Origin of the sequence: Mucilaginibacter flavidus, from assembly GCF_024055575.1 — a bacterium.
In the GTDB taxonomy this organism is placed as follows: Bacteria; Bacteroidota; Bacteroidia; order Sphingobacteriales; family Sphingobacteriaceae; genus Mucilaginibacter; species Mucilaginibacter flavidus.
On sequence record NZ_JAMXOE010000008.1, the window covers coordinates 133,819 to 158,312 of the forward strand.

Here is a 24,494-nt window from a genome sequence, read left to right on the forward strand (position 1 = left end):
ATAAATGCATTAATTTTTGTTAAACCGCGGAAAAACGGATTGAAACTGTAACATGATTTTTTTAGGATGAAAACCTGCCGGGTCAAATAAATTGATGCCTTGTTTTAGCAGAATAAAACCCATAGCCACGATAATAAAGCTCTCCGTAATCAGCAAGCTGAATGCCGAACCCAAACCACCAGCCCAGGGCACCAGCAATAAATTAGATGCAATGCTTACAACGGCGCCACACGCAGTAATACGCAGGAACGCTTTATCCATTTTAAGGTTCATCATAACCAATATGCCATACACATTACTGATTATTATTATAAGCGGTGTAACTGACAGGGTAATAAATATGGGTATACTGGGGGCGAATTTAGCGCCATAAAAAGCGCCAAGCACCCACGGCCCCAGGATAATCATGCCCAAAAAGCAAAATAATCCTACTATTGTAACTATTGGCAGCACTTTTCGCGCTGCGGCAATGCCTTCGTCTTTCCCTTTGCCAAATGCTGCGCCCACATAAGGAAAAAATGAGTTGGACAATGGAAGCGTGATAATGGCCTGGGCTATCTGTATAAACCTGATAGCGGCAGTATAATAACCTACTTGCATATCTCCTGCCAGACTTCCAAGTAGTACCGTGTTGGTAGTGGTATACAGGTTTATTACTATCGAAGAGAAAAATACAATACGCTCGTTTTTTAAAACTGTAAGTATTTGGTTTAACGATATCCTGATTATCTTGAGGCCATATTTGTGCATGGCATAGTGGAACGAATAATAGCCTATAATAATTTGTGTGACACCCGCTATCAGTGGTTGATAGAGATAGTCAGATTTTTGTCTTATCATCAACAAAACAACCACTGTGAAAATCAGCTTTATTATAACATCAAATACCGCAATCTTGTGCAAATCCTGCATGCCCTGGTAAAGCCAGTTGGGTGTAATAACCCATGATAGAAGTACAACATAGCTGTATATCATTATTTTCCATTCATTTCTGAACAATGGAAAAATGGCAAAACAAGCTAAAAATGCTATTAGCGTAAGCAAAAACAGTAATATTTTACTCCATAAAACTATGCTGAAAAGTTCCTCGATGTGTTTCTTATCATTCCTGTTTTGAGCTACCTCGCGGGTAGCAGTAAGGTCGAAGCCATAATTTACTATCAGTATGAAGTAACTTACTATCGCACTTGCGTAGTTGATAACACCGTATTTATCCGGACCGATTATCCTTACTATTATGGGGATGCTTATCATAGGCAGCACATAATTAGCTACCTGTACTGAAAATAAGCTGGAAATATTATTTAAGAGGATTTTCTTGTCCTTATCGATCATTTTTCGTGTAAACTTCAAACAGTCAACTAATATCTAATCACATTGTTTTACATCTTTTAAACCGATTAAGGGAATATAGGCTTTGACGTTTCGATCCATATTTGTCTATATGGCAAACATTTAAACCGCGCCATGGTTTGCTTAAAACCGATAACAACATGAAAGTTTTAATTATTCACAACGACCTGCGGGTATACTGGCGGCGGCGGCTATTTTTTTTGAGGGATTTTCTTGGATCAAAAGGAATTGAACTTTACGCAGTGGAGTTATTTGGAAAAGGCTCACCTTACAATTTCGAATCTTTTAACAAAACAGAATCGTGGTGGGATTGCCTTTTTCCCGATCAGAGCGATGCCGATCTTACAAAGCATCAAATAAAAGATAAGATATTTAGCAAGCTTGACGAAATTGATCCCGATGTGGTGATTGGCGGGTCAATCGTTTTTTATTCGGGCGCATTAGGCCTTCGATGGGCAAAACGCAATAAAAAGAAGTTCATCATGTTTGATGATGCAAAGCCGTCATGGGTGAAAAGAAATTTAATTGTACAAGGCGTAAAAGACCTGATCACCAACCAGATTGACGCCCTGTGGCTGCCCTCTGACGAGTATGACGCAGAGTACACCCTGTTATATAGCAAAAACAAAATAAAGTACCTATATGGGTACGATTGCATAGACAATGACCTTTTTCGGGTTGATGGGGCTAAACGCGTGGATACTAAAAAGATCATTACTGTGTCGCGCCTTGTTGAAAAGAAGAATGTAATAAGCTTACTGGAGGCATGGAAATTTGTAGAGGATAATGATGACAGTTATGCCCTTATAATTGTGGGTGACGGCCCCCTGCTTGGCGAGTTGCAGGACTACCAAAAGAGCCAGGGGTTAAAACGCGTGAATTTTTTGGGGGTAGCCGCAAATGAACAGATCCCAAAGATTTTGTTTGATGCAGATGCCTTTGTATCGCCCAGTTTATATGAAAGCTGGGGACTTGTTGTTAACGAGGCCATGGCCGCGGGCCTGCCTGTTTTATTGAGCACCAAAATAAACGCCGCATTCACCCTTTTGAAGGATGGGGAAAACGGCTACCTGTTTGATCCCTATGAGCCCGGCATACTGCAGAAAAAACTGCTGGAATTTATCAGGTTGCCCGAATTTGTTAAAAAGAAAATGTCTTTAAAGTCGCTTGAATTAATTAGCCAAATGGATTTTAATTATATGGGAAATGAGCTGCTACAGACGCTGAGCTTCTTTAAAACCAGGCCGTTTAAAAAAACATCGCTATTAGCTGGGGCTTTACTCAACCGGTGGTATGGACGGTACAATACAAAAGAGTGGGATAAAGTAGGTTAACTACCGTAACAACGATACATATCCCGATAGTACTTTATCGATGTTTTTTAGATCGATGACATAATAATAGGTGCCGGTAGGCATGGCTTGCCCGTTGTAGGTGCCGTCCCAGGGGATGCCGTAGCCATTTGAGAAATAAACGCGCTGACCCAACCGGTTAAAAATACTCACCGCGCAATTTTGGTAGTTGTCCAGAAACTGGATATGCCAGGTATCATTTATTCCATCGTTGTTTGGGGTGAAGGCATTTGGTATATGGTACGATGCAGTTATCGTGAGTTCACCCGGTAAATAAGTAATAATATAGTTCGGATCCGACGCGCTTGTGACCATAATCGGGTACTGGCCCGGCGGAGAATTCGTTGTTGCAGTTGTGTATATGGCAGGTGCCGCAGTTATTTGCGCCGGCCCTTCGCCGTTCACAAACCCGGAATAGGTTACGGTGAGTTCCGGGTTGGGCGCGCCATAAAGTTTCAACTGGTTATCAGCTGTGATAGTTAAGGGTGCAGGAGTAACATAAATGTTCCCCGGGATATAGTTGATAAGGTAATCGTCCGGATTGAATGCGCCAACAGGATTTGCAGCGGTTACGCACTGGTCACACGGTTGCAGTGGATAACTTGCATCTCCGCCTGTACCATAATATATTGAAACAGTGGAAATGGTTTCCCCGTTTTGCAAACCGGTAACTGTAAATGCTGTAGAGCCTGAATATTGAGTGAGTATTTGCCCGTAAGTTTTGGTAACATCCCCGGCTGTAATGGTCAATGGCGCCGGCTCCACTATAATGTTAGCTGAAACATGTATAATTGTATAGTTGTGCCCCCTGAAATTCCCACCGGTACCGGCTGCTACGGTAACACAATCTATATAAGTGCCGACACCATCGACTGCGGCGGCGCCTGTGCCGTATGCAATGGTAACAGAACCAATGGTTTCGCCATTTTGCAACCCGACAGATGTAAACGCGGCTGAACCGGATGTACCGGTAAGTGTTTGCCCATAAGCTTTAGTCACATCATTAGCAATTATACTTAAAGGTGCAGGGTTGACAATTATTTGCGCCCCCACGTAATTGATGTTGTAGTTGTCCGGATTAAATGTTCCGCCGGTTGCATTGGCAGCTGTAACGCAGCCCCCATAGGTTCCTGCAACATCCGTACCTGCTGAGCCCGGACCATAACCGCTGGTTACACTTCCTATTGTTTCCCCATTTTGTAAACCCATGGCAGTAAATGCAATTGAGCCCGGCCCAGCCGTAAGTGTTTGCCCGTAGGTTTTAACGGCATCTGTAGCGGTTACCGTTAATGGTGCGGGAGATACGGTACTGTTAGGCATCGTGACATTTAAATTTGAAGCTCCCGGACTGCTCAAAATAATATTACCGGAATAATTGTTGGCTGCGGTTGATGCCGCCAACCGGATGTAAATTGTAGCAGGTAGAATATTGCCGGCACTGCCTACAGTGACTGTTGCCGAAAACGTTGCATTGTTGGTGCTAACCTCGAAACCCGCCGGCGATGTAACCAATATACCTTGCTGCATATTGGATCCCGATATTGAAAAATTTGAAGACGCCGATGCCGTACCATAGGCAGTGTTTACTGAGTTTGGGGCACCGGTTTCATTAATTGTTGGCGTAAGCTTTATGTTCCGCGTTCTTGATGAGGCGGCCGCCCCTGTTGAGCAAACCAAAAAAAGCACCAAAACTGCAAAATGACTAAAATTGAAAAATATTTGTCTGTTAAAATGTGCATATTTTGTAATTGCACTAAAACCTAAGTTGGGCTCGCATCTCTTATTTTTCCAAAACGCACCCACCTTTCTCCTTTTAAAAAAATAAAGAGAGAAATTTTTATTATAAGTTGGTAAATATTTCCTCATAGTAAAATAAGATGGTCGTATCTATTCGAACATTTAGAGTTGGTTTTTGTTTGTCTGGCTTACCGAAAACAGTCGCAAGGTAATTGATAAGAGTAAAATTCAATTTGTTGTTAATCAGATACTTGTCTCGTTATCTATTCGGATATTGACTTAAACTATCCCGGTTTCGCATAAAAGTTTACGTCTTGTTAAAAATTGTGGCCTTATGAATTCCCCTGCATGGTTTCGTTAGTCGAAATAAATCTGTAATTAATAATATCACCCGGTTGCTTGTCCCAGAATTATTCGGCATAAAACTTGGTAACTATTAGTTGTAGGCAACACCCATAAGAACCGGTATTATAGTCGGACAAAGGGTACCGCGAGATGCATCAGGTGTTGCAACATGACCAAAGGAAATCAGTGCTGGAAATTTGCACTACTGACTTTTGACGGAAGTTAACGGGGTTTGAAATACATTATTAGATACAAATGAAGTTTGAAACATCTTTATACGTTGATGAAAAAAATGTTAATCTTGAGCAAGTTTTCGAAGACATTTCATTTCAGCCGTTCTACTATCTTATAGATAAATGTGCGCAGGTATATCCAGATCGTACAGCCATTAAATTCAATGAAACCTGTTGGTCATATCAAAAACTAGGAGACAATGCCAACCAATTTGCAAGGTTTTTGATAAATAGAGGTATAAAGAAGGGAGACATCATAGCGCTGGCATTGGATCGTTCACCTGAAATGATCGTATCACTGCTTGCTATTCTAAAATCAGGCGCTACATATGTTCCGCTCGATCCTACATATCCAAAAGACCGGATAGAATTCATGATCTCAGATTCTTCAGCTAGCTTGCTCATAACATCAAAAAAATATCAAAAATATTTTAATTCCAGAGCCCAGGAGTTACTGATAGAAGAAGCCTGGTCGCAATTTGAGCACATAAGTACAGATGAGTTGGATACAGTCATTTTTGGCGACGAAGCAGCTTATATACTTTATACCTCTGGATCTACCGGAAAACCAAAGGGTGTTGTGGTCACCCACGAAAGCCTTGCTAATTTATTGCTTAGCATGCAAAAGGCGCCGGGCATTAACCCGGGTGACCGCCTGTTGGCAATATCAACAATTTCTTTTGACATTGCCGGGCTTGAATTATATCTGCCGCTTACTGCCGGGGCAGAGATTGTGTTAGCGAGCAGTGAAACCGCAAAGGACGGGTGGTTATTACTGGAGCTGATGAAGCGGGAAAAAATAACCATCATGCAGGCTACTCCATATACCTGGCGGATGCTTATTGCGGCCGGTTGGGAAGAGTTTCTGCCGGTTAGGGTAATTACAGGCGGAGAGGCTTTATCCAAAGAACTCGCCGAAAAACTTTTATCACGATGCAACGAACTTTGGAATCAATACGGACCTACGGAGACAACGGTGTATTCAACGCAAAAGCTTATTACCAGCGAAGAAGAAATCACCATTGGCAAACCGGTAGATAATACCCAGGTATATATCCTGGACGAATCATTGAATATGCAACCGGATGGTGTGGTTGGCGAAATATTTATAGGCGGAAAAGGAGTTGCAAAAGGTTACTTAAACCGGCCGGAACTCACGGCCGAACGATTTTTAGATGATCCGTTTTCGACCAGCCCCGGAGCCAGAATGTATCGTACAGGCGATTTGGGCCGGTTTACCTCAAATGCAGAAATTCAATGCCTTGGCAGATTGGATCACCAGGTAAAAATAAGAGGATTTCGTATTGAACTGGGGGAGATAGAATACGCTTTATTGAAAAGCGACCACGTGAAAGAGGCTGTTGCAGTTGCCAACACCGAAACCGGCGATCCCTGCCTGGTTGCTTACATCGTACCTGCAGACAATTGCAATAAAGAGTTCGTTAAGATCGAATTAAAACAAATGTTGTTATCAATGTTGCCGGACTACATGGTACCTAATGACATCATTTTTATATCGTCAATACCGGTTACACCCAACGGTAAGATTGATAGAAACGCTTTACCCAACCCGATAACTCAAAACATAGAGCTTAAAAAAACGTATGTCGCACCTGGAACAGAAACTGAAAAACAGTTGACCGAAATGTGGCAGGACACGATGGGAATAAAGCAAATTAGTATAGATAGCGACTTTTTTGCGTTGGGGGGCCGTTCACTACTCGCTGTGCAGATAATGGCGCGGGTTGCAAAAATCACAGGTAAACGTTTGCCAATTTCAACCCTGTTAAATAACCCTACCATCGCCAGACTGGCATCATATCTCAATTCGGATGAAGTTACAAACGGGTGGAATTCGCTGATTGCCATCAGGCAGGAAGGGTCTAAGCCTCCTATTTATATTATACATGGGGAAGGTTTAAATGTGTTGTATTTCAATGATCTTGCAATAAACATGGATAAGGACCAGCCTGTTTATGGGTTGCAGGCACGGGGCCTTAAAGGCGAAGAGCCCCTGGAAGTTATGGAAGAAATAGCCGCAAATTATGTTAACGAGATTTTGGAGCAAAACCCCGAAGGTCCATATTGCCTGGCAGGGTATTCTTTCGGGGGCTACGTAGCCATAGAGATGCGAAAACAGCTTAAAGTAATGGGTAAAGATGTGAAAGTGATAATTTTTGATAGTGATGCCGAGAAATCCGAATTCAAAAGCTTGGGCTATCTTATACCAAGGAAAGTAAAAAGGAATCTGCCGCGGATTATTTCCCTTGCAAAATCGACATTGGCAGACCCTAAGGGAACTTTACAGCAGTCCCTCAAAAAAATACATTCAAAGCGAGCTTTAAAACAAGATTCGAAAGAATTTTACCGGCAGATAAAGAAGATACAGAACAAGCTTCGCGTTGCGTTGAAAAATTATGTAATTCAACCTTTTGACGATAAAGTGTACTTGTATAAAGCGAAGACGTGTACACATTATGTTGATGACGTCGAGTTCCTCGGTTGGACAAAATATGCTAAAAAAGGTGTTGAAGTCTGTGAGGTATCCGGCGACCATCTATCAATGCTTTTGCATCCTAACGTTGAAGATTTTGCCGTAAAACTGCAATATGGTCTTAATAAATTAATGAATTAATATATATAATAAGTTACAAAATGAATTACCCCGATTATGTCAATTGTTATTGCTTCAACCCGTGTTGCAGCGTGTCAATCTTTAATGCCCTAACATTCTCGGGTATTAAAACGACTCTTGTGAAGGCTTTAGTAGAGGAAGCGTCGTGCTCAGTATGTGGTGAAGAATATATTTCGAAACCTGTGTTGGAAATTAAGTTATTCGTTTACGAATCACTCCATACAGCAACTGAGGAGATTACTGCCTGAGGTGCCTGATTAGCCACCGGCGGATGATAGCGCCTCCTAAATGTGTGATAATGCAATTACCGGCCATTGACCGGATAAACAGTTTAAATAATAATATCTAACAAAATGAAAACTTCTACCAAATCTTTGTTTTTAATATTGAGTGTTTCCTTTGTATCCTTCCTGGGATGCAAAAAGGTTGCTTCAGTTGACCCGGGCACTCCAAAAAAGACACAAACCGATGTAAATCCTCAAATTGCAACTACCATTTGTGATTATGACTTTGATGAAACAACCCTTAGTACTAATGGCTGGACGAAAGTGTTTGACGATGAATTTACCGGTGACTTGTCGAACTGGTACGCCTACACCGGCCCGGTAAGAAACGAGCTGCAATATTATAAGCCTGACAATGCGCAGATAGTTAATGGAGTTTTACAACTTTCCGTTAAACAGCAAGCCGTAACCGCTCAGTCAGGAGAAGACAGTACCGTGCAAAAAACCTATAACTTTACTTCGGGGTCTATTGTAAGTAATTCAACTTTTTCGGCAAGTTCAGCCACCCCAAAAGTGCGGATAATTGCCAGGGTGAAGGTAGCTTCGGGATACGGGCTTGTTTCTATTTTCGAGTCGTACGGAACCGACTGGCCAACCAACGGTCAGATTAACTATTTTCAGGTCGAAGGAAATGATACAAAGGAGTACTTTACCAATTACTTTTATGGCAAACACACCGGTGAAAACCTTGTGAATAATGGGTTTTATGCCAATCCCGCTGACGAGGATTTATCTACTTGCTGGCATGTTTTCATGACGGAGTGGACGCAGAACTCGCTAAATTACTACCTCGACGGCAAGTTGGTTGAATCCAAAACAGCGAGCGATTTGGTTCCGTTCCTTTTTGGAAAATCAGAAAATATTGCATTGAGCGTACCTATAGGTGGTCTTTATTATGAGAACCTCATCCCAGGAAACATTCAAACAGGAACTATGTACGTAGATTACGTAAAAGTATTTACTTCACATTAATTTATTCCCGGTTATTGTTACTTGATAAACGAATCTTTATTATTTGTAATTAAATACGTTGTGATTATTTTACAGCCGAGCAGTATGCGGTACAATTTCGCTATAAGGATCCTAACCATCTATTCCAAAAGGACAACAAATCGAAATTAACTAATACCTTGTCAAAGACGGGTCTTACGGTGGTGGGCTATCTCAGCGGTACTGGTGATTAAGGCAATGGCATTTTTGCAATTTTAATTCCACAATATCTATTACGACCGTAGGGCTTCGTAGGCTTAACAACAAACTAAATAAAACCTAACCGCTGAATAAATAACACCCGCGGAATATTTATATTCAAAAGAATTTTCCCTGATTAAATAAAACACACGCTTGTCATATTTATAGGTGCCCAGATAATATTCGTAACGGGAGAAGATAACCCGGCACACGTAAGGCATTAGGAAATATATATCCATTTATGTTGTGACAGATATGTATGTTATAACAGATTTTAAACTCGAAGCCGGGTCCTAAATAAATCGCGCGTGAGTTAAGTAATCCCGTTGGTCAGGAAACCAGTTGTTTTTCTATTGTCGCAAGCAAATCGTCCATATCAAAAGGTTTTGCTAAAAAATCATTGGGAGCGCCGGGCAAGTGCATTGATTCGGCAAGGTTATGTGTCCCGGAAATCAAAATAACAGGTAGAAAACAGGTCAAATAATTTTCCTTTATATTTTTGCAAATCGCACGGCCATCCATTTCGGCAAGCATTACATCCATTAATACCAGGTGTGGTTGAAAGTCTTTTATATCATCAAATACGGTATGGCCACAATGTAGTGTGCGTACTTCATAACCGTTTTCAACTAATAGGAAAGAAAGTATTTCCAAAATGTCAGGATCATCGTCAAGGATCAGTATTTTTTTTCTCATAAATAAGTGTAGTACAAAGACTTTGCAGCCATTGGTATGGCTAATATGGTGCCAGTATCAAGCTTATTTAAAAGTTTGTTTCGATTATTATTTGTAACGCTTAAAGTTAAGCCTATTGCAATTGAGGTAAGCTGAAGTAAAAAGTTGACCCTTTACCCATTTCACTCTCCACCCATACTTTACCATTATGGCGCTGGATGATTTCAGCAGAAAGATAAAGGCCAAGGCCGAAGCCGGAAACGGCTTGAGTATCCATATTTTCTATCCTGTAATAGCGATCAAATAACTTTTCCTGATCCTGTGGTTTTATGCCCATCCCCTCATCCTTTACACTTACCTGTATATCCCCCTTCACCTTTTTGCAGGAGATCTCAATATTTTTGCCATTCGGTGAATACTTCACAGAATTGCTCAGTAAGTTGTTGATCACCTGGCCGATCTTATCCCTATCTCCCTTAACAGATACCGCTGGACACGGCAGCACTACAATATTGTGGCTTGCGGTTACCAATGTAACTTCTTCCACTATTTCGTCCATTAGCGCATTCATCTCAAATGTCTGCTCATTCAAATAAATCTTACCGGCTTCAAAGCTTGAAACATTTAAAAAACCGTTGATTAGGGCGGTCATTTTCTTTACCTGGGTTTGGGCCTTTTCCAGTTTAACCAAGCTAAAGGTATCCTCGTCTTTTTTTGCTCTGGAAGTTAAAAGCTGTATATAGCCCAGGAGTGAAGTAAGCGGAGTTCTAAGTTCATGGCTTACCATAGCGATAAAATCGTTTTTCCGGATTTCATCCTGTTTATGCATAGTAATATCATGTAGTACCCCCGTAAAATACGTTGGCTTATCTTCCTGGTCAAAAGAAATGTCCCCACTAGCCCTAACCCAGCGAAGTCTTCTATCGTGAAATCCCCGTAAGGGATATTCTATGTCATATTTTACACCCTGGCTGATATTGGCTTCCACGGCATCGGTTACTAACGATTGGTATTTACTATCAATTTGGGCAATTGCCGCTTCATAGGTCATTTGCTCATCAGGATGAAAGCCAAATATCTCCTTTAACCGATGGGATGGAACAAATTCACGGGTTTTGAGGTCAATAGACCAGATACCCATTGCGGCAGAGTCAATAGCTATGCCCAGCATTTTATTACTGGTATTTAATTCCTGTTGTATTTTCTTTAATTCCGTAATATCATTAAAAGTAATAATAGCGCCGGTATTTTTATGATCGGCCTGCTGAACGTAGGGCATCGTCATAACCTGATACCATTTGCCATTATTGGTTTCAACTTCTTTTATAATTATGCTTCCATCAGCTAATACTTTTTTTACGTCTTCAATAATGGTTGCAAATTTGATATTGGTAGAAATATTACTGAGCGGCCTGCCGATATCCGTTTCCAGTAAGTTGATCTGTTTTACAGTACCGGGCGAAAACTTCATTAAGCGCAGTTCGTTATCAATAAACAACTGGCCGTTGATATTACTCCGGAAATAGTTATTCAGGTCATCATTGATTTCGAGCAGCTCTTTATTTTTCAACTGGTAATCTGCATTAATGGTGTGCAGTTCTTCGTTAACTGATTGCATTTCCTCATTGGTACTTTGCATTTCTTCATTGGCCGAAAGAAGTTCTTCATTAAAAGACTGCATATTTTCATTGGAAGCATCCAGCTTTTCATGAGCAGATAGAAGCTTATCTTTTAGTTCCTTCAACTCCTCTTCCAGGTTCATGGTGTATTCACCGTGGTATATTTTTTCATCAAACACCATATCTTCCTGATGTTCAATACTGAACAATCTATCCTCAGTAAAAGTTACCATTAATAATGTTTGCTCACCTTTCTTTCCGGTCAAAAGACGGACGGATAAGCTTACTTTAATTACAGACTGACTGTTTTTAATTTTTATCCCGGTAAGGGCAGCTTTTTTGTTTGTTTTTAAGGCGCTGTTTTTTAATGTATTAAATGCAATGGCAAGCGGTTTTGGCAAAAGCTCTTCCAGGTTTGAAGTATAATGTTTTTGTAAAAAATATTTTGTCGTATCCCCGTATGATTTGACAACATTGTTGTTTTCGTCAATACAAACGGCCAGGTAATCCAGGTCTTCTGCTAAACTAATGTGCATTCTTTCTGCCTGTGAATTATTTGCACTTTGGGAAGTATCCTCATGAGAAAGAGAGGACGTTTTACGTTTTGGATCAACTAGTTCAGGTAATGAAAATGTATCAAATTGTAACAGCCGTTTTGTTTCAAGATTCTTAAATATCTTGTATTTCTTATGAGCAATTTCCAGGTTTTTGATGATAGGCATCGGGTTTTCACTGGAACCTAAAAATAGATAACCATCCTTTTTAAGCCCAAAAAGCAGCATGGTAAATATCTTTTTTTGCAATACAGGTGTCATATAGATCAGCAGGTTGCGGCAACTGATAAAATGCATGTTGCAATAGGGTGGATTTTTCACCAGATCGTGCTTTGCGAAAATTACCATTTTACGTATTTCCGGGCTGATCCTATAATTGTTCCCCTCTTTTGAAAAGAAACTTTCGAGCCGTCCTGCGGATACATCTTTTGCAATGCTCAAGTTGTAAATCCCCTTGCCTGCCTGCACTAACGCGGCAGTATCAATATCTGTAGCAAATATCTTTACAACGGTATTTTTAAGTTTGCCAGTTAATTGCTCCGCTATTAATATAGCGAGTGAATAAGCTTCTTCGCCGGTCGCGCAGCCAGCTACCCACAATTTTAACTCTTCATCCGGGGCAAGCTTTTCCAATATGCCTGGCAATACCTTTTTTTCAATAAAGTTAAAGGCCTCTTTATCTCTGAAAAATGAAGTAACACTGATTAAAAAATCCTTGGCCAAAGCGGCTATCTCTACCGGTGTTGCCTTCAAAAAGTCAATGTAATTTTCTAATCGAGTGAAATTATTGTAGGCCGCCCGCCTTTTAATTCTTCTTAATATAGTAGTTTGCTTATAATCCGAAAAATCAAGCGGTAGCTGTTCATTGATCAGATGTATAATAGCCTCAAGGTTTTTTTGGTCGTCAGCAGTATCAGGCAATCATTCCCGCTCGTGTTTTACATAATCTTCAATAGTACCAGGCATTAATTCAGGTTCTAAAATAAAATCTACCATACCTGTAGCGATAGCGTTAGAAGGCATACTGGCGAACTCTGCTGTTTCCGGGTTGCGGGCTATCACCATTCCGCCTGCTTTTTTAATTGCCTTTATACCCTGGGTGCCATCACTGCCTAATCCGGAAAGAACCACAGCAATCGCTTTTGTGCCACAATCAGCGGCAAGGGAATTAAAAAATGTATTGATGGTAAGGTGAGGGCCTGGAGATTTTTCCTTACCTGTCAAATATAGCGTATCATCGCTTATGGTCATGAACTTATCGCTGGGGATAAGGTATACCTGGTTGCTTTTGACCTGCATACCATTTTTAGCTTCCTCGACAACAAGTTTACTGTGCTTGGCCAGCAACTCAACCATCCTGCTTTTAAAATCAGAAGATAAATGTTGAACAATAACGTAAGAAACTCCGTCTAAAGGCGTATGGTCAAAAAAAGAATTGATCTCTTCCATGCCGCCCGCAGAGGCGCCAATAGCAATAATATGGTGGGGGGCGGCTTTCAATAGTGCAGGATTTTAAAGAGCGAAACTAGAATCTTTGAAAATTCTAGGAAGGTAAGTATAATAATAAATCAAACCTACGAGTATTTATTTAATATCAGGAACTATTCCGACTTATTTATGTTCTCCTTATATTATGAAAACCAATTCAGCCCGATTCCATCCTAAAACCGGCCAAGTCATTGTTGTGGGCGCTTCTGCCGGTGGGCTTAAGGCCTTAACAGCCCTGGTTCAGCAGTTACCCGAAGATTTCCCAGCACCTGTGCTTATTGTAATGCATATATCCCCGGATGCCACGGGCGATGTGCTACTGAATGCTTTAAATAAATACGGAAAATTAAAATGCGCGCACGCTGTTCATGGAGAGGCGGTTAAAGCGGGTAACGTTTACCTGGCGCCATCGGATCATCACCTGCTGCTGGAAAAGGAAGGTTTGCTGCATGTCACAAAGGGGGCGCAGGAAAACCGATCCCGACCTGGAATTGACCCGCTCTTCCGCTCCGCCGCAGTCGCTTTCGGAAACCGCGTGACCGGCATTATACTGACCGGGTACCTGGATGACGGAACGGCCGGAATGATTGCCATTCGACGGTGTGGGGGAACCTGTATCGTGCAAGACCCCAATGAGGCTGATTATCCCGATATGCCGAAAAACGCACTCAACCAGCTCCAGATGGATTATTGTGTCTCCATAGCAGAAATGGGTGGCATTCTTGTTAAATTGGTCGCTGGGAAGCCTGGCAAGCAAAAAATGATTCCTAAGGATATTCAGCGGGAACTGATTATTGCCGGGCGAGTATTGAGCGATCTGGCGTCGGTAAACGCCCTCGGTGAACAGGTACCGTTCAATTGTCCTGGTTGCGGCGGCGTTCTATGGAAGATAGCTAAGGGATCCCAATTACGGTATCGTTGCCACACCGGCCACGCTTACACAGCTGCCGCCCTGCTGGCCGAGCAAACCAAAAAAATTGAAGAAACAATGTGGACCGCACTGCGGATGTTTGAAGAAAGAAAAAACCTTCTTACCACACTTTCCAAAGATCAAAGCGGAGCTCAAGCCCGATCGGCGGCAGAGCGGGCAAAGTTGTCCCAGGTACATATTGACCGTATCAGGGCATTCCTTCTCGCGGATGACAAAGCAACTCAAAGTGATTTGCCGAAATAGCAATCAGGTCATCAAGTCCACCAAATATTGTTTTTTCGCTTACAGTGGCAAAGATCATAAAGTCGTGCTATTTTCACAAAAGCAAAGCAAAGTATCGCCCATTCTTCCTTTGATTATTAATTTCTATCGGTCTATTCCATGGTACTGTTCATAACCTAATGTCGGTAACCGGCGCCAGCTGGTCAGTTATGTCGGGCTCGATGTGGTTATGAAAGAGTCAGGCACCCTTTCCTGGCGGCCCCACATATCCAAACGGGGCAATACCTATATCAGGGCTGGCTTATATATGGCCGCCGTCAGTTCTATTATTCACAATAAAACGCTGAAGCTTTATTTTAACAGGCTTAAAGACAATGGCAAACCCGAAAAAACGGGGATCGTTTCACTGGAGAGAAAACTACAGATACTGATCTATACGCTGTATAAGAATGAAAAAGATTTTATACCGGATTACCAGTAGTCATCCGTTCGGGGTATAAAAAAATAGCCCGTTAAAACGGGCTACAGTAGATGGTCTTTGCCCCGAATTTCAGGGCATAACCTCTTATGTAGCGATTTGGTGAATATTATAGTCATTTAACCTAAAAACAAAAGCCTGCAATCATTTGATTTGCAGGCTTCTATCTATTTTTCATATTGAACTTGGCGGAGAGGGAGGGATTCAAACCCCCGGTACCTTGCAGTACACCTGATTTCGAATCAGGCACATTCGATCACTCTGACACCTCTCCTTTTTTATTCAGAAATAAAAAATCCCGTAACCTACGGGACCTTTTATACTGGCGGTGAGGGAGGGATTCGAACCCTCGGTACAGTTTCCCGTACGTCAGTTTAGCAAACTGATCCTTTCGGCCTCTCAGGCACCTCACCATGTTTAGCCTTTCGGCCGGCATTCCAATAATTCCCTTTTTTTCGGGATTGCAAATATAGCAATTAGGCTTATCCCTCAAAAAAAAAGTTCTTTTTAATCGTAATCTACCCGCACATGGTAAATACTCATCAGCATCCGCTTAAAAATCACCTTGATGGTTTCGATATCTTTAAGGGTTATATCACTGTCTTTCAATTGGTTTTGATCGAGTTTGTATTTTACTATCCTGTCGACCAGGTTGCTTATCGATTGTTCGTCCGGCTCTTTTAATGCACGCGATGCGGCCTCAACTGAGTCGGCAAGCATCAAAACACCCTGTTCTTTTGAGAAAGGAATAGGTCCCGGGTACCTAAAAGTGTTCTCGTCGATGAATTTTTCAGGAAAATTTTTCAAAAATGACTGGTAAAAATAATCCACCCTTGTGTCGCCGTGGTGTGTGCGGATAAAGTTCACCACAATCTCGGGCAGGTTGGCTTTACGCCCCATCTCAATACCCTGGCTTACGTGCCTGATTATTATTTGGGCGCTCTCCTGGTACGGCAGCTTATCGTGCGGATTAAAGCCCGATGTTTGGTTCTCGATAAAAAACAGCGGGTTCTCCATCTTACCGATATCATGGTACAATGCTCCTGCTCTAACCAGTAATGCGTTGCCACCGATGCTGTATATGGCATTCTCGGCCAGGTTAGCCACCTGCAGCGAGTGCTGGAACGTGCCGGGTGCAGTAAATGCCATTTCGCGCAGCAAAGGCGCGTTGGTATTGGTGAGCTCTATTAAAGTGATGTCGCTCGTTATGGCAAATATTTTTTCGAAGATGTAAATAAGCGGATAAGCCAGTAAGGTTAACAATACGCTTACTATAAACGGCACAAAATCCATCCAGTCGATACTCCTGATGCTGCCTTCGCGAATAAACGAAATACCGAGGAAAGCAACGAAATAAGTAAAAGTGATAATCAGCGCCGATATTAAAAATTGCTCGCGGCGTATCAGGTTTTTGATGCTGTAGATGGATACCATCCCTGCAGTTATTTCAAAATAAGCGAACTCAAAGCTGTTGGGCACAAAAAATCCCGCTATCAACACTACCAGCAGGTGAATGTTTAGCGCCAATCGGGTGTCAAACAGTATGCGGATAATTATAGGTACAATACAATAGGGTATGTAGTATAAATTGGGCAGCTGCAGTTTTATAGCTATTGATAAGGTAAACAGCATGGCGGTAATAACCAGCAATATCAGGGTCACCAGGCGGTTATCAGCGTAAATATCCTTGCGGAAAAGGTATAGAAATACAATAAGTAAAGTAATAGTGATACCCACAAGCAAAAACTGGCCGAGCAGCACCAGCCGCCTGTCGCCGTTGATCCGGGCATTGTCCTCAAAAGCCTTCTTGTACGATTGTAGCTTCTGGTAAGTCTCATCGCTAACGACTGAGCCCTTCGCGATGATCACCTCTCCTTTTTGGACCATGCCCCGCGTTGTAGAAAGGTTATCAACAGCTTCCTTTTCTAATCTGGATGTTAGCTTATTATCAAAAATTAGATTGGGCTGCAGCCGGTTATTAATCAGGTCGAGCAAAAAAGCTTTATCCAAATCTTTATTGGCACTTAAAAACTGGTCGCAATACGCCAGGGCTGTTTGCTTGGTATAAAGGTCGGCAGTGTTTTTATCAGTTGCCAGGTTAAAGGTTAATATCGTTATCTTGTAATTTTCGGCATTCTGTTGATACTTAGGATTTAGCGCTAAAACGCCTTTATCATAAATTGATTTTAGTAAATCATATCCTGCGGATTCGTATTTCGCCTTCTTGTTATCAGGAATACCTGCGTTGTGCCATTTTATTTCAAAATCGTTTTTAAATCCCTCAAGCTGATGCCCCGGCATATCAGCATCGGCCTGGTAAATAGGCGTAATACTTGCCAGCGCAGTTTTTTGGTCATTCTCAATCTCCTGCTGCGTTTTTAATATCGCGAAATTATAAGGTGAGATTAACTCCTTCTGGTTCCAGATGCGTCCCTTCTCAATATCGTAGCTGAATTTAGCCTGTTTGGGCAGGGTAAATACAATTACGCAAATACTTGCCAGCATCATTAAAAACTTAACATTACGCGAGTATTTGCGGAATAAAGCCTTTTGGCGCGAAGTGGATAGTTTTGCCATTTATACGTTTCTACACCAAAATTAATATAAGTTTCGGTTAAATGTTTTTTTTCTTGCTTTTGTCAAATCAAAAATGATATCTTTATGATATCATTTTAAAATCACAAAAACCATGAATACCGAAAAAACCATCAACCCACCCTCAGGTTACCTTGCGTTCTTTTTGTTCTTGTTGTTGCTTGCTGCAGCGATAGTATCTTTTGCACTTCATTACATCGCCGCAGGCGTTGCTAGTATTTTAATTAATTTTATTTTCGTGTTGCCGGGCCTTGTTATCGTTAACCCCAACGAATCAAAAGTACTTACCCTTTTTGGCAAGTATGTAGGCACGGTAAAACAGGATGGCTTTTTTTGGGTAAACCCTTTTACCGCTAAAAAGAAAGTATCCTTAAAAGCATTTAACCTAAACGGACAACAGCTTAAAGTTAACGATAGTGTGGGCAATCCAATTGAAATTGCCGCGGTAATTGTTTGGCAGATAAAAGATACCGCGAGTGCAATTTTTGCGGTTGAAAATTACCTTCAGTATGTAAACATACAAAGCGAAGCCGCAGTAAGGCACCTGGCCAATTCATTTCCTTATGACAATATGGAGGATGAAGGGGCAAACATTACCCTACGTGGCGGGGCCGAACAAGTAAGCCTTTTGTTGGAAAAAGAGCTGAACGAAAGACTTGACCGCGCAGGCATTGAAGTGTTGGAAGCCCGGATATCACACCTGGCTTACGCGCCCGAAATTGCTCACACCATGTTGCAGCGCCAGCAGGCATCTGCCATTATATCGGCCCGCAGGTTGATTGTTGAAGGAGCGGTTGGTATGGTTGAAATGGCATTGGCCAAATTATCAGAGAAAAAAATAGTTGAACTTGACGAGGAACGCAAAGCCGCTATGGTAAGCAACCTGCTGGTTGTATTATGTGGCGACCGCAGCGTAAACCCGGTTGTTAACACAGGTACATTATATCATTAATAATATGTTCAACACACTTGATACAAGCAAAACGGACGACCTTTTCATGGTGAGAAAGGGTTGGTTTAGCCACGAGTATGAATTGACCGACAAGATTTACAGCTACGGTAAAATTACTTATCACCGGCTTTCAATGTGTAAGGCAACCGTGATTTCAGCAACCGGTACATGGATATTTAAGCGCGAAGGCATTTTTAGCCGGACGTTATTAATTACTGGCGAGGATATGGCCATAATAGGTCGGGCAACACAGGCGTTGTTTAGCCGAAAAGTGGTACTAACATTGCAAACCGGGTTTAGTGCCGAATTTAACAGGCCGTCGATTTGGTCGCGGGTGGGTATCTGGAACTCAACCGGGTATGGAGAAATAATGCATATTAAAAGCAATCCTTTTTGCTTAACTGATTTTATACATATAGACCCAAATAAAGCACCCACGAATTTAATTCCTTTATTAATCTTTTTTGGTTCGTTTTTAACAGTTTTGAGGAGGCGAAGACAAGCAGCGCATTAATTATGGCCGAAAAGAAAGCATTTATATTACGCATCAATCCCGAAGTGCTTAAAGAAATTGAGCAATGGGCCGCCGACGAGTTTCGTAGCACCAATGGCCAGGTTGAGTATTTACTGCAGCAGGCTTTAAACGCGCGTAAAAGAGGGGATAGAAAGAAAAAAGATTAGAGACGCAAAATATTGCGTCTCTACAAGTAAAAAACTATGCATGCATAATAAAATTTATTAATTTTGCGGCACCAAAAATAACAAGCATCCCAAATGAAAGAAGTAGTAATAGTAGCAGCAACCCGTACCCCTATCGGCAGTTTTGGCGGCAGTTTAGCCAGCCTTTCGGCAACACAACTAGGTAGTATCGTAATTAAATCAGCCGTTGAGAAAGCAGGATTACAGCCCGAGCAAGTGCAGGAAGTTTATATGGGCAATGTTTTATCTGCCAACATAGGCCAGGCCCCTGCTACTCAGGCCGCGATATTTGCAGGCCTGCCTTCGTTACCCGCTACTACGGTGAACAAAGTTTGCGCATCGGGCATGAAAGCAATTATGCTGGCTGCCCAGAGTATAGCCCTGGGGCAAAATGACATTGTGGTTGCTGGCGGTATGGAAAGCATGAGCAACGTGCCTTACTACCTTGATAAGGCCCGTAACGGCTATCGCCTTGGCAACGGGCAAATTACCGACGGACTGATAAAAGATGGCCTGTGGGATGTTTACAATGATTACCACATGGGTTCGGCTGCAGAGTTGTGTGCTGTCGAATGCAATGTTAGTCGCGAAGAACAGGACGCGTTTGCGATAGAATCATACAAAAGAGCACTGGCATCACAATCCGAAGGTAAATTTAAGAGGGAAATAACTCCGGTTGAATTAAAAGACAAAAAAGGCGACGTAACCCTTTTTGCCGATGATGAGGAGCCAAAAGCAGTTAAGTTTGATAAAATTCCGTCGTTAAAACCGGTATTTAAAAAAGACGGCACAGTGACAGCCGCTAATGCATCAACTTTAAATGATGGTGCAGCCGCAGTTGTTTTGATGAGTAAAGAAAAAGCCGATGAACTGGGTATTAAACCGCTGGCCCGTATAGTTGCCTATGCCGACGCCCAACAGGCTCCTGAATGGTTTACCACGGCACCTTCAAAAGCTATCCCGCTGGCTTTGCATCGCGCCGGACTATCTTCAGACGAAATAGATTTCTTCGAAATAAATGAAGCATTTTCTGTAGTTGCTATTGCCAACAATCAGCTTTTAAAGCTCGACCCGGCAAAGGTAAACGTAAACGGCGGTGCCGTAGCGCTTGGCCATCCGCTCGGTGCTTCGGGAGCGCGTATTATAGTAACATTACTAAGCGTGTTGCAGCAAAATAATGGAAAATATGGCGCTGCCGGAATTTGTAATGGTGGCGGTGGTGCAAGCGCAATGATTATAGAAAATTTTCGTTAATTAGGGGTGATGAAATCCCTCGTTGTTACCTGCTTCTTACTGGCTGCAATGCCACGCCTTATTTTCGCCCAGCATTCCGACGAAAACGGGCGCATTAAACAATTAAACCTTTACCAGGACACGCTGATTGAACTTGGCAAAAAGTTTATAAACGACCAAGACGACCTCGAACGTAAAAATGCTAATTACGCATTTATTAAAACATTAGTAAATGCATTAAAAATTCCAAATTCATTTCTTTTCGGCTTCGATTCTGTAAAAAGCATCAAAGTAATAAACTCGCCCGACAATCGCTTTCGCATATTCACCTGGAATATAAAACACAATGATGGCAGTTATCGTTTTTATGGCACCATACAGCTTAACACCGGTGGTAAATTAAAAATGTACCCGCTTGAAGATTATTCGCCTTTACTGAAAAACCCTGAAGATTCTGTTACTGACAACCGCAAATGGTATGGCGCCCAATACTATAAAATAGTACCTGTTTATGCGCCCAAGCCATATTACATATTAGTTGGCTGGAAAGGTTACACCGTTGAATCAACCAAAAAAGTAATTGACGTGCTGTCATTTACCGGCGACAAGCCCGAACTCGGCCTGCATGTTTTCGATGGTAACGGTAAAACGCGGGCACGGGTTGTTTTTGAATACAACCGCGAAGTCTCCATGCTGTTAAGATATGTTCCTGAAAATAACACTATAGTTTTTGATCATCTTGCTCCGCCCGACCCTAAATTGAAGGCGCAACATTCAAGCTACGGCCCAGATTTAACCTACAGCGGCTATAAATTAAAAAACGGAAGGTGGGTTTATGTTGATAATATCGACCTGAGAAATATGCCCGAGGCCCGCGATGAAGAGTACGTAGATCCAAAGAAACAGGCACAACTTGATAAAGCAGCGGCAAAGTCTAATTAGAGATCAGGAAGGAGACCTAACCGCTAATTAACTAATACCCGACCGTCTTTTTACCGGCGAAATTGACTTAACAATTGTTTGCCCTTTTATCGGCACTTTAACCGGCTTTTGGCGTGACACTGAATTTTCATAAGCCATAGCCAGCAACTCCTTCACATACTCCGCCGGAAAATCGTCTTTCTGCCGCACCTGGAAATAGCGGTATTGTGTGCCGTTACCTATCAATAGTTTTTGCCGGTCGGGAAAGTCGGCCCCGCGGTTAAATCCAAAGTTAACGTGATCGCTAACTACGGCTATACTGCAAAACACGTCCCCTGCCTTATCGGTGGGCGACCAGCCAAACGCTACGGCGTTATAATTGTCGTAAATAAGCTCATTGGTTTCGGGGTATAAATCCCAAACAAATTCGCGTAGCCATAGTGCCGCTCCCTTAACACTGTCGGGATAAGTCAGTAAAAATTTCACTAAATCATCTACAGTTTCTTTTCCCATACAGACAATTATAATCGATAATTGTAACACATCTTATTTTATAAATATACCGTATAAGTAATTGAAAATAAAATTATTGGACATAGCAGATTATATTGATAAAATATAAGAGCCACCAATTCCTAACGCCTTGAATATTTACTTAACAAATTGAATATAGATAAAAACTAAAAATTTAAACCTGTTGAATCTGTTTGCCTGCATTTTAAGCGGAGCAACCGGTGTTGCGCCAATCTGTTAGGTTTTGGCCGCAGTATCGTTCCCTTTGCCCTCATTAGGTAGCTCAGTTATCAACACGCGGTTATATTTCGAACACGAATGTTTACTATTAATATATTTTAAAAAATATCAATTAAACAAAATCAAACTTATGGTAATATTACTTACGGCTTATTTGTACAAAAAATTTGGACATCGTTTAAAATTAAATGCCTTTTTTCAAAAACAGCCCCGCTCAATGCAACTTCAGCCTGTAGCGGTTCAGCAACAGCCCCGTAAAATCAACGGATTTTAGAAGACGGTTATTTTATTATTTACCTTTGATTTATGCAATCAACGGTAGATGACGCGTTACAAAAATTAGCAGCCGGCGACGGTGCTTTGTTCGTCAAATTGATGGAGCACGGGTCTATTTCGGTCGAGATTTATCGACCGGTTGAAACATACAGACAAACCCGGCATTCACAGGACGAGTTGTATGTTGTCATCAGTGGCGAAGGCGATTTTTTAAATAATGGCGAACGCAACTCTTTCGGTCCGGGCGATGTACTTTTTGTACCGGCCGGGGTTGAACACCGTTTTGAAAATTTTAGTTATGGTGGTGAAAGTGTTAAGTAATCAGCCTTGAATCTGTATCGTTCGAATATTTATCAATTAACACCTTTACAGTAACCAATAACTGCCCGGTATGCCGCATGGTATGTTCAGCAGCATGGGTGTACAGCCCTATAACTGTCGACGGCAATTGTGCCCGCCCTACTCCCCTGCTTTCCGTTAACGTTGCTTCGTCGGCATCTTTTAATTGTGCAATGCAATTATCTACCTGGTTATTAAAGGTTGCTATTAGTGTATCGACGATATATTCCCCGCTAAGGGGTATCCCTTCCGCTTTTAATGTATCTAATTGTTCCTGATTAAGCTGTTTCCCTTTTGCATAAGTAAACAACCTGTTAAGCACCCCGGCAAGGTGCTGCAGATGAAAGCCCGGCGATGCCATGCCGGCAAGTTTTTCCCACAATAAGCTATCATGAAATCCTGCCATCAACTCATTAATTTCTTCGCGGGCCTGCAATAGCGCATGGGCAACAGGCTGCAACAGTGCCGGTACGCCGGCTAATGGGCCGCGTAACCAAACTTCGGGCTTTCGTTCCTTATCTGCCATCTTTATTTAATTGAATCGATCTTAGCCTTCACTTCATCATGGCTCAGCGTTTGGGGCAGGTTATAAATTTCGCGAACATGGTCGCGACTGTTATCTGTCCAAAGCCAGCTTGTCCAAACCATAAACCAGGTCCATTGCGGTTGTACCTTCAATATTTTCGGGTTAGGTAATTCGCCTGTTTCTGTTAGTGCAATTGGTTTTCCGTTTGCCAGGGCAAGCAGGTCATTATAGTCCTTTTGCTCATAGTCAAAATGGTAAATATCCGCCCCCAAAATATCCACATAGTTAGCGCCGGGATAATAATCCTTATAATCATAAGCTTCATCGTAGGGAATATCCCTCAACCCGTTAGCACCCCAAACCCACAACAGGTTATTTAAATGATGATAATTTGTGTACCTGTCGTACATCATTTTCCAAAGTTTGGCTATGCCATTTTCGCCTTTGCGATTACCCCACCAAAACCAAACCCCGTTCATTTCGTGATAAGGCCGCCATAACACGGTGACGCCAGCATCGCGCAGCTGCTTCAGGTATCCCGCCACCACATCAATTTGCCCCAGCCACTTTTTATACAAATCAGTCCCCGGGGTTGTCAGGTCATTCCATTCGGCATCGGTTAACTTTCCCTTTACATTTTTTTCAAAATCGTATGGCGGATCTTGCGTTGGGTTTCCTTCGTGCCACATCAATGTTACCAGGTACCCTTCTTTCGATTTTTTTATCGCCTCTTCAACTATCTGCAGCCCCAGGTCCTTATCGCCCCAGTTCATGAAATCACTTCCCCATACAGCCGGGTATTTTCCGGTGATGTTATGGGCGCTATCTGAAAACACGTTCCTGTCGCTATTGTAATTCTGCTGGCCCGACATGATATACCTGCCCTTTATATCATACAGTAGCTTAAGCGTTTTCTTCGCTCCTGCTGATGCATTTTCGTTTACCGGCCTATAACCTTGCGCCTTTGAATAGAAACTTATACACAATAATAAAATAAACGCGAAAATCCCTTTAGTTGGCATGCTTTTGTCTTGACTTAAACTGTACAAATGAATAGCTTTTCAAAACTAACAAAAATCTATTATTAACTTAAAAATGGCATT

At 41.9% G+C, this 24,494-nt stretch carries 20 protein-coding genes and 2 tRNA genes; 11 read left to right on the forward strand and 11 right to left on the reverse strand.

Annotated features, from left to right (window positions below; translation table 11 throughout):
* Window positions 1-9: 9 nt before the first annotated feature.
* Complete coding sequence (locus NAF19_RS14250) at window positions 10-1,335, reverse strand: flippase (protein WP_252790733.1); 1,326 nt, start codon at window positions 1,333-1,335, stop codon at window positions 10-12.
* Between the two features lie 158 nt (window positions 1,336-1,493).
* On the opposite strand from NAF19_RS14250, the gene NAF19_RS14255 reads away from it, so the two are divergent.
* Window positions 1,494-2,687, forward strand: coding sequence for a glycosyltransferase family 4 protein (locus tag NAF19_RS14255; protein WP_252790734.1), 1,194 nt, complete (start codon window positions 1,494-1,496; stop codon window positions 2,685-2,687).
* On the opposite strand, the gene NAF19_RS14260 is transcribed toward NAF19_RS14255, so the two are convergent.
* On the reverse strand, window positions 2,688-4,232 hold the full coding sequence (locus NAF19_RS14260; RefSeq protein ID WP_252790735.1) for an MBG domain-containing protein: 1,545 nt from the start codon (window positions 4,230-4,232) through the stop codon (window positions 2,688-2,690).
* An 810-nt stretch (window positions 4,233-5,042) separates the two neighbouring features.
* Here NAF19_RS14260 and NAF19_RS14265 point away from each other — a divergent pair.
* Window positions 5,043-7,655, forward strand: a complete 2,613-nt coding sequence (locus NAF19_RS14265; RefSeq protein ID WP_252790736.1) for a non-ribosomal peptide synthetase — start codon at window positions 5,043-5,045, stop codon at window positions 7,653-7,655.
* A 353-nt stretch (window positions 7,656-8,008) separates the two neighbouring features.
* Window positions 8,009-8,911 carry a glycoside hydrolase family 16 protein gene (locus NAF19_RS14270; RefSeq protein ID WP_252790737.1) on the forward strand — a complete coding sequence of 301 codons (903 nt, stop codon included), beginning with the start codon at window positions 8,009-8,011 and terminating at the stop codon, window positions 8,909-8,911.
* Between the two features lie 549 nt (window positions 8,912-9,460).
* Here the strand turns inward: NAF19_RS14270 and NAF19_RS14275 are convergent.
* From NAF19_RS14275 to NAF19_RS14285, 3 genes are all read right to left on the reverse strand, one after another.
* Window positions 9,461-9,826 (reverse strand): response regulator, encoded by a 366-nt coding sequence (locus NAF19_RS14275; protein ID WP_252790738.1) that lies wholly within the window; start codon window positions 9,824-9,826, stop codon window positions 9,461-9,463.
* Window positions 9,827-9,938: 112 nt separating this feature from the next.
* Window positions 9,939-12,899 carry a CheR family methyltransferase gene (locus NAF19_RS14280; protein WP_252790739.1) on the reverse strand — a complete coding sequence of 987 codons (2,961 nt, stop codon included), beginning with the start codon at window positions 12,897-12,899 and terminating at the stop codon, window positions 9,939-9,941.
* Window positions 12,900-13,478 (reverse strand): chemotaxis protein CheB, encoded by a 579-nt coding sequence (locus NAF19_RS14285; RefSeq protein WP_252790740.1) that lies wholly within the window; start codon window positions 13,476-13,478, stop codon window positions 12,900-12,902.
* 133 nt (window positions 13,479-13,611) lie between these two features.
* Here NAF19_RS14285 and NAF19_RS14290 point away from each other — a divergent pair, with 133 nt between their 5' ends.
* The gene (locus tag NAF19_RS14290) at window positions 13,612-14,640 is read left to right on the forward strand and encodes a chemotaxis protein CheB (protein WP_252790741.1); all 1,029 of its coding nucleotides are present in this window, start codon (window positions 13,612-13,614) and stop codon (window positions 14,638-14,640) included.
* A 178-nt stretch (window positions 14,641-14,818) separates the two neighbouring features.
* The gene (locus NAF19_RS14295; protein ID WP_256484301.1) at window positions 14,819-15,100 is read left to right on the forward strand and encodes a transposase; all 282 of its coding nucleotides are present in this window, start codon (window positions 14,819-14,821) and stop codon (window positions 15,098-15,100) included.
* Window positions 15,101-15,283: 183 nt separating this feature from the next.
* Here NAF19_RS14295 and NAF19_RS14300 read toward each other — a convergent pair.
* From NAF19_RS14300 to NAF19_RS14310, 3 genes are all read right to left on the reverse strand, one after another.
* Window positions 15,284-15,371, reverse strand: a tRNA-Ser gene (locus NAF19_RS14300).
* Window positions 15,372-15,420: 49 nt separating this feature from the next.
* Window positions 15,421-15,510, reverse strand: a tRNA-Ser gene (locus NAF19_RS14305).
* Window positions 15,511-15,604: 94 nt separating this feature from the next.
* A complete protein-coding gene (locus NAF19_RS14310; protein WP_252790743.1) occupies window positions 15,605-17,674 on the reverse strand; it encodes an HD family phosphohydrolase in 2,070 nt (689 codons plus the stop codon).
* A 112-nt stretch (window positions 17,675-17,786) separates the two neighbouring features.
* Between NAF19_RS14310 and NAF19_RS14315 the strand changes: the two genes are divergently transcribed.
* The 5 genes from NAF19_RS14315 (at window position 17,787) to NAF19_RS14335 (ending at window position 21,518) form a co-directional block, all read left to right on the forward strand.
* Window positions 17,787-18,644, forward strand: a complete 858-nt coding sequence (locus NAF19_RS14315; RefSeq protein ID WP_252790744.1) for an SPFH domain-containing protein — start codon at window positions 17,787-17,789, stop codon at window positions 18,642-18,644.
* Between the two features lie 4 nt (window positions 18,645-18,648).
* Window positions 18,649-19,158 carry a hypothetical protein gene (locus NAF19_RS14320; protein WP_252790745.1) on the forward strand — a complete coding sequence of 170 codons (510 nt, stop codon included), beginning with the start codon at window positions 18,649-18,651 and terminating at the stop codon, window positions 19,156-19,158.
* Window positions 19,159-19,160: 2 nt separating this feature from the next.
* On the forward strand, window positions 19,161-19,325 hold the full coding sequence (locus tag NAF19_RS14325) for a type II toxin-antitoxin system antitoxin (protein ID WP_252790746.1): 165 nt from the start codon (window positions 19,161-19,163) through the stop codon (window positions 19,323-19,325).
* A 93-nt stretch (window positions 19,326-19,418) separates the two neighbouring features.
* On the forward strand, window positions 19,419-20,597 hold the full coding sequence (locus tag NAF19_RS14330; RefSeq protein ID WP_252790747.1) for an acetyl-CoA C-acyltransferase: 1,179 nt from the start codon (window positions 19,419-19,421) through the stop codon (window positions 20,595-20,597).
* Between the two features lie 9 nt (window positions 20,598-20,606).
* Window positions 20,607-21,518 carry a hypothetical protein gene (locus tag NAF19_RS14335; RefSeq protein ID WP_252790748.1) on the forward strand — a complete coding sequence of 304 codons (912 nt, stop codon included), beginning with the start codon at window positions 20,607-20,609 and terminating at the stop codon, window positions 21,516-21,518.
* 27 nt (window positions 21,519-21,545) lie between these two features.
* On the opposite strand, the gene NAF19_RS14340 is transcribed toward NAF19_RS14335, so the two are convergent.
* Window positions 21,546-22,010, reverse strand: coding sequence for a DUF1801 domain-containing protein (locus NAF19_RS14340; RefSeq protein WP_252790749.1), 465 nt, complete (start codon window positions 22,008-22,010; stop codon window positions 21,546-21,548).
* A gap of 546 nt (window positions 22,011-22,556) precedes the next feature.
* Here NAF19_RS14340 and NAF19_RS14345 point away from each other — a divergent pair.
* The gene (locus NAF19_RS14345) at window positions 22,557-22,847 is read left to right on the forward strand and encodes a cupin domain-containing protein (protein ID WP_252790750.1); all 291 of its coding nucleotides are present in this window, start codon (window positions 22,557-22,559) and stop codon (window positions 22,845-22,847) included.
* Here the strand turns inward: NAF19_RS14345 and NAF19_RS14350 are convergent.
* Window positions 22,840-23,391 (reverse strand): DinB family protein, encoded by a 552-nt coding sequence (locus NAF19_RS14350; RefSeq protein WP_252790751.1) that lies wholly within the window; start codon window positions 23,389-23,391, stop codon window positions 22,840-22,842. The two genes, NAF19_RS14345 and NAF19_RS14350, sit on opposite strands and share 8 nt — an antisense overlap.
* A 2-nt stretch (window positions 23,392-23,393) precedes the next feature.
* Window positions 23,394-24,413, reverse strand: a complete 1,020-nt coding sequence (locus NAF19_RS14355; RefSeq protein ID WP_252790752.1) for a glycosyl hydrolase — start codon at window positions 24,411-24,413, stop codon at window positions 23,394-23,396.
* Window positions 24,414-24,494 lie beyond the last annotated feature (81 nt).

Excerpts from the sequence above, each read along its gene's own strand:
- NAF19_RS14250 (WP_252790733.1), bottom strand. The coding sequence starts at position 1,335 with ATGATCGATAAGGACAAGAAAATCCTCTTAAATAATATTTCCAGCTTA.
- NAF19_RS14255 (WP_252790734.1), top strand. The coding sequence starts at position 1,494 with ATGAAAGTTTTAATTATTCACAACGACCTGCGGGTATACTGGCGGCGG.
- NAF19_RS14260 (WP_252790735.1), bottom strand. The coding sequence starts at position 4,232 with ATGCAGCAAGGTATATTGGTTACATCGCCGGCGGGTTTCGAGGTTAGC.
- NAF19_RS14265 (WP_252790736.1), top strand. The coding sequence starts at position 5,043 with ATGAAGTTTGAAACATCTTTATACGTTGATGAAAAAAATGTTAATCTT.
- NAF19_RS14270 (WP_252790737.1), top strand. The coding sequence starts at position 8,009 with ATGAAAACTTCTACCAAATCTTTGTTTTTAATATTGAGTGTTTCCTTT.
- NAF19_RS14275 (WP_252790738.1), bottom strand. The coding sequence starts at position 9,826 with ATGAGAAAAAAAATACTGATCCTTGACGATGATCCTGACATTTTGGAA.
- NAF19_RS14290 (WP_252790741.1), top strand. The coding sequence starts at position 13,612 with ATGAAAACCAATTCAGCCCGATTCCATCCTAAAACCGGCCAAGTCATT.
- NAF19_RS14310 (WP_252790743.1), bottom strand. The coding sequence starts at position 17,674 with ATGGCAAAACTATCCACTTCGCGCCAAAAGGCTTTATTCCGCAAATAC.
- NAF19_RS14315 (WP_252790744.1), top strand. The coding sequence starts at position 17,787 with ATGAATACCGAAAAAACCATCAACCCACCCTCAGGTTACCTTGCGTTC.
- NAF19_RS14320 (WP_252790745.1), top strand. The coding sequence starts at position 18,649 with ATGTTCAACACACTTGATACAAGCAAAACGGACGACCTTTTCATGGTG.
- NAF19_RS14325 (WP_252790746.1), top strand. The coding sequence starts at position 19,161 with ATGGCCGAAAAGAAAGCATTTATATTACGCATCAATCCCGAAGTGCTT.
- NAF19_RS14330 (WP_252790747.1), top strand. The coding sequence starts at position 19,419 with ATGAAAGAAGTAGTAATAGTAGCAGCAACCCGTACCCCTATCGGCAGT.
- NAF19_RS14335 (WP_252790748.1), top strand. The coding sequence starts at position 20,607 with ATGAAATCCCTCGTTGTTACCTGCTTCTTACTGGCTGCAATGCCACGC.
- NAF19_RS14340 (WP_252790749.1), bottom strand. The coding sequence starts at position 22,010 with ATGGGAAAAGAAACTGTAGATGATTTAGTGAAATTTTTACTGACTTAT.
- NAF19_RS14345 (WP_252790750.1), top strand. The coding sequence starts at position 22,557 with ATGCAATCAACGGTAGATGACGCGTTACAAAAATTAGCAGCCGGCGAC.
- NAF19_RS14350 (WP_252790751.1), bottom strand. The coding sequence starts at position 23,391 with ATGGCAGATAAGGAACGAAAGCCCGAAGTTTGGTTACGCGGCCCATTA.
- NAF19_RS14355 (WP_252790752.1), bottom strand. The coding sequence starts at position 24,413 with ATGCCAACTAAAGGGATTTTCGCGTTTATTTTATTATTGTGTATAAGT.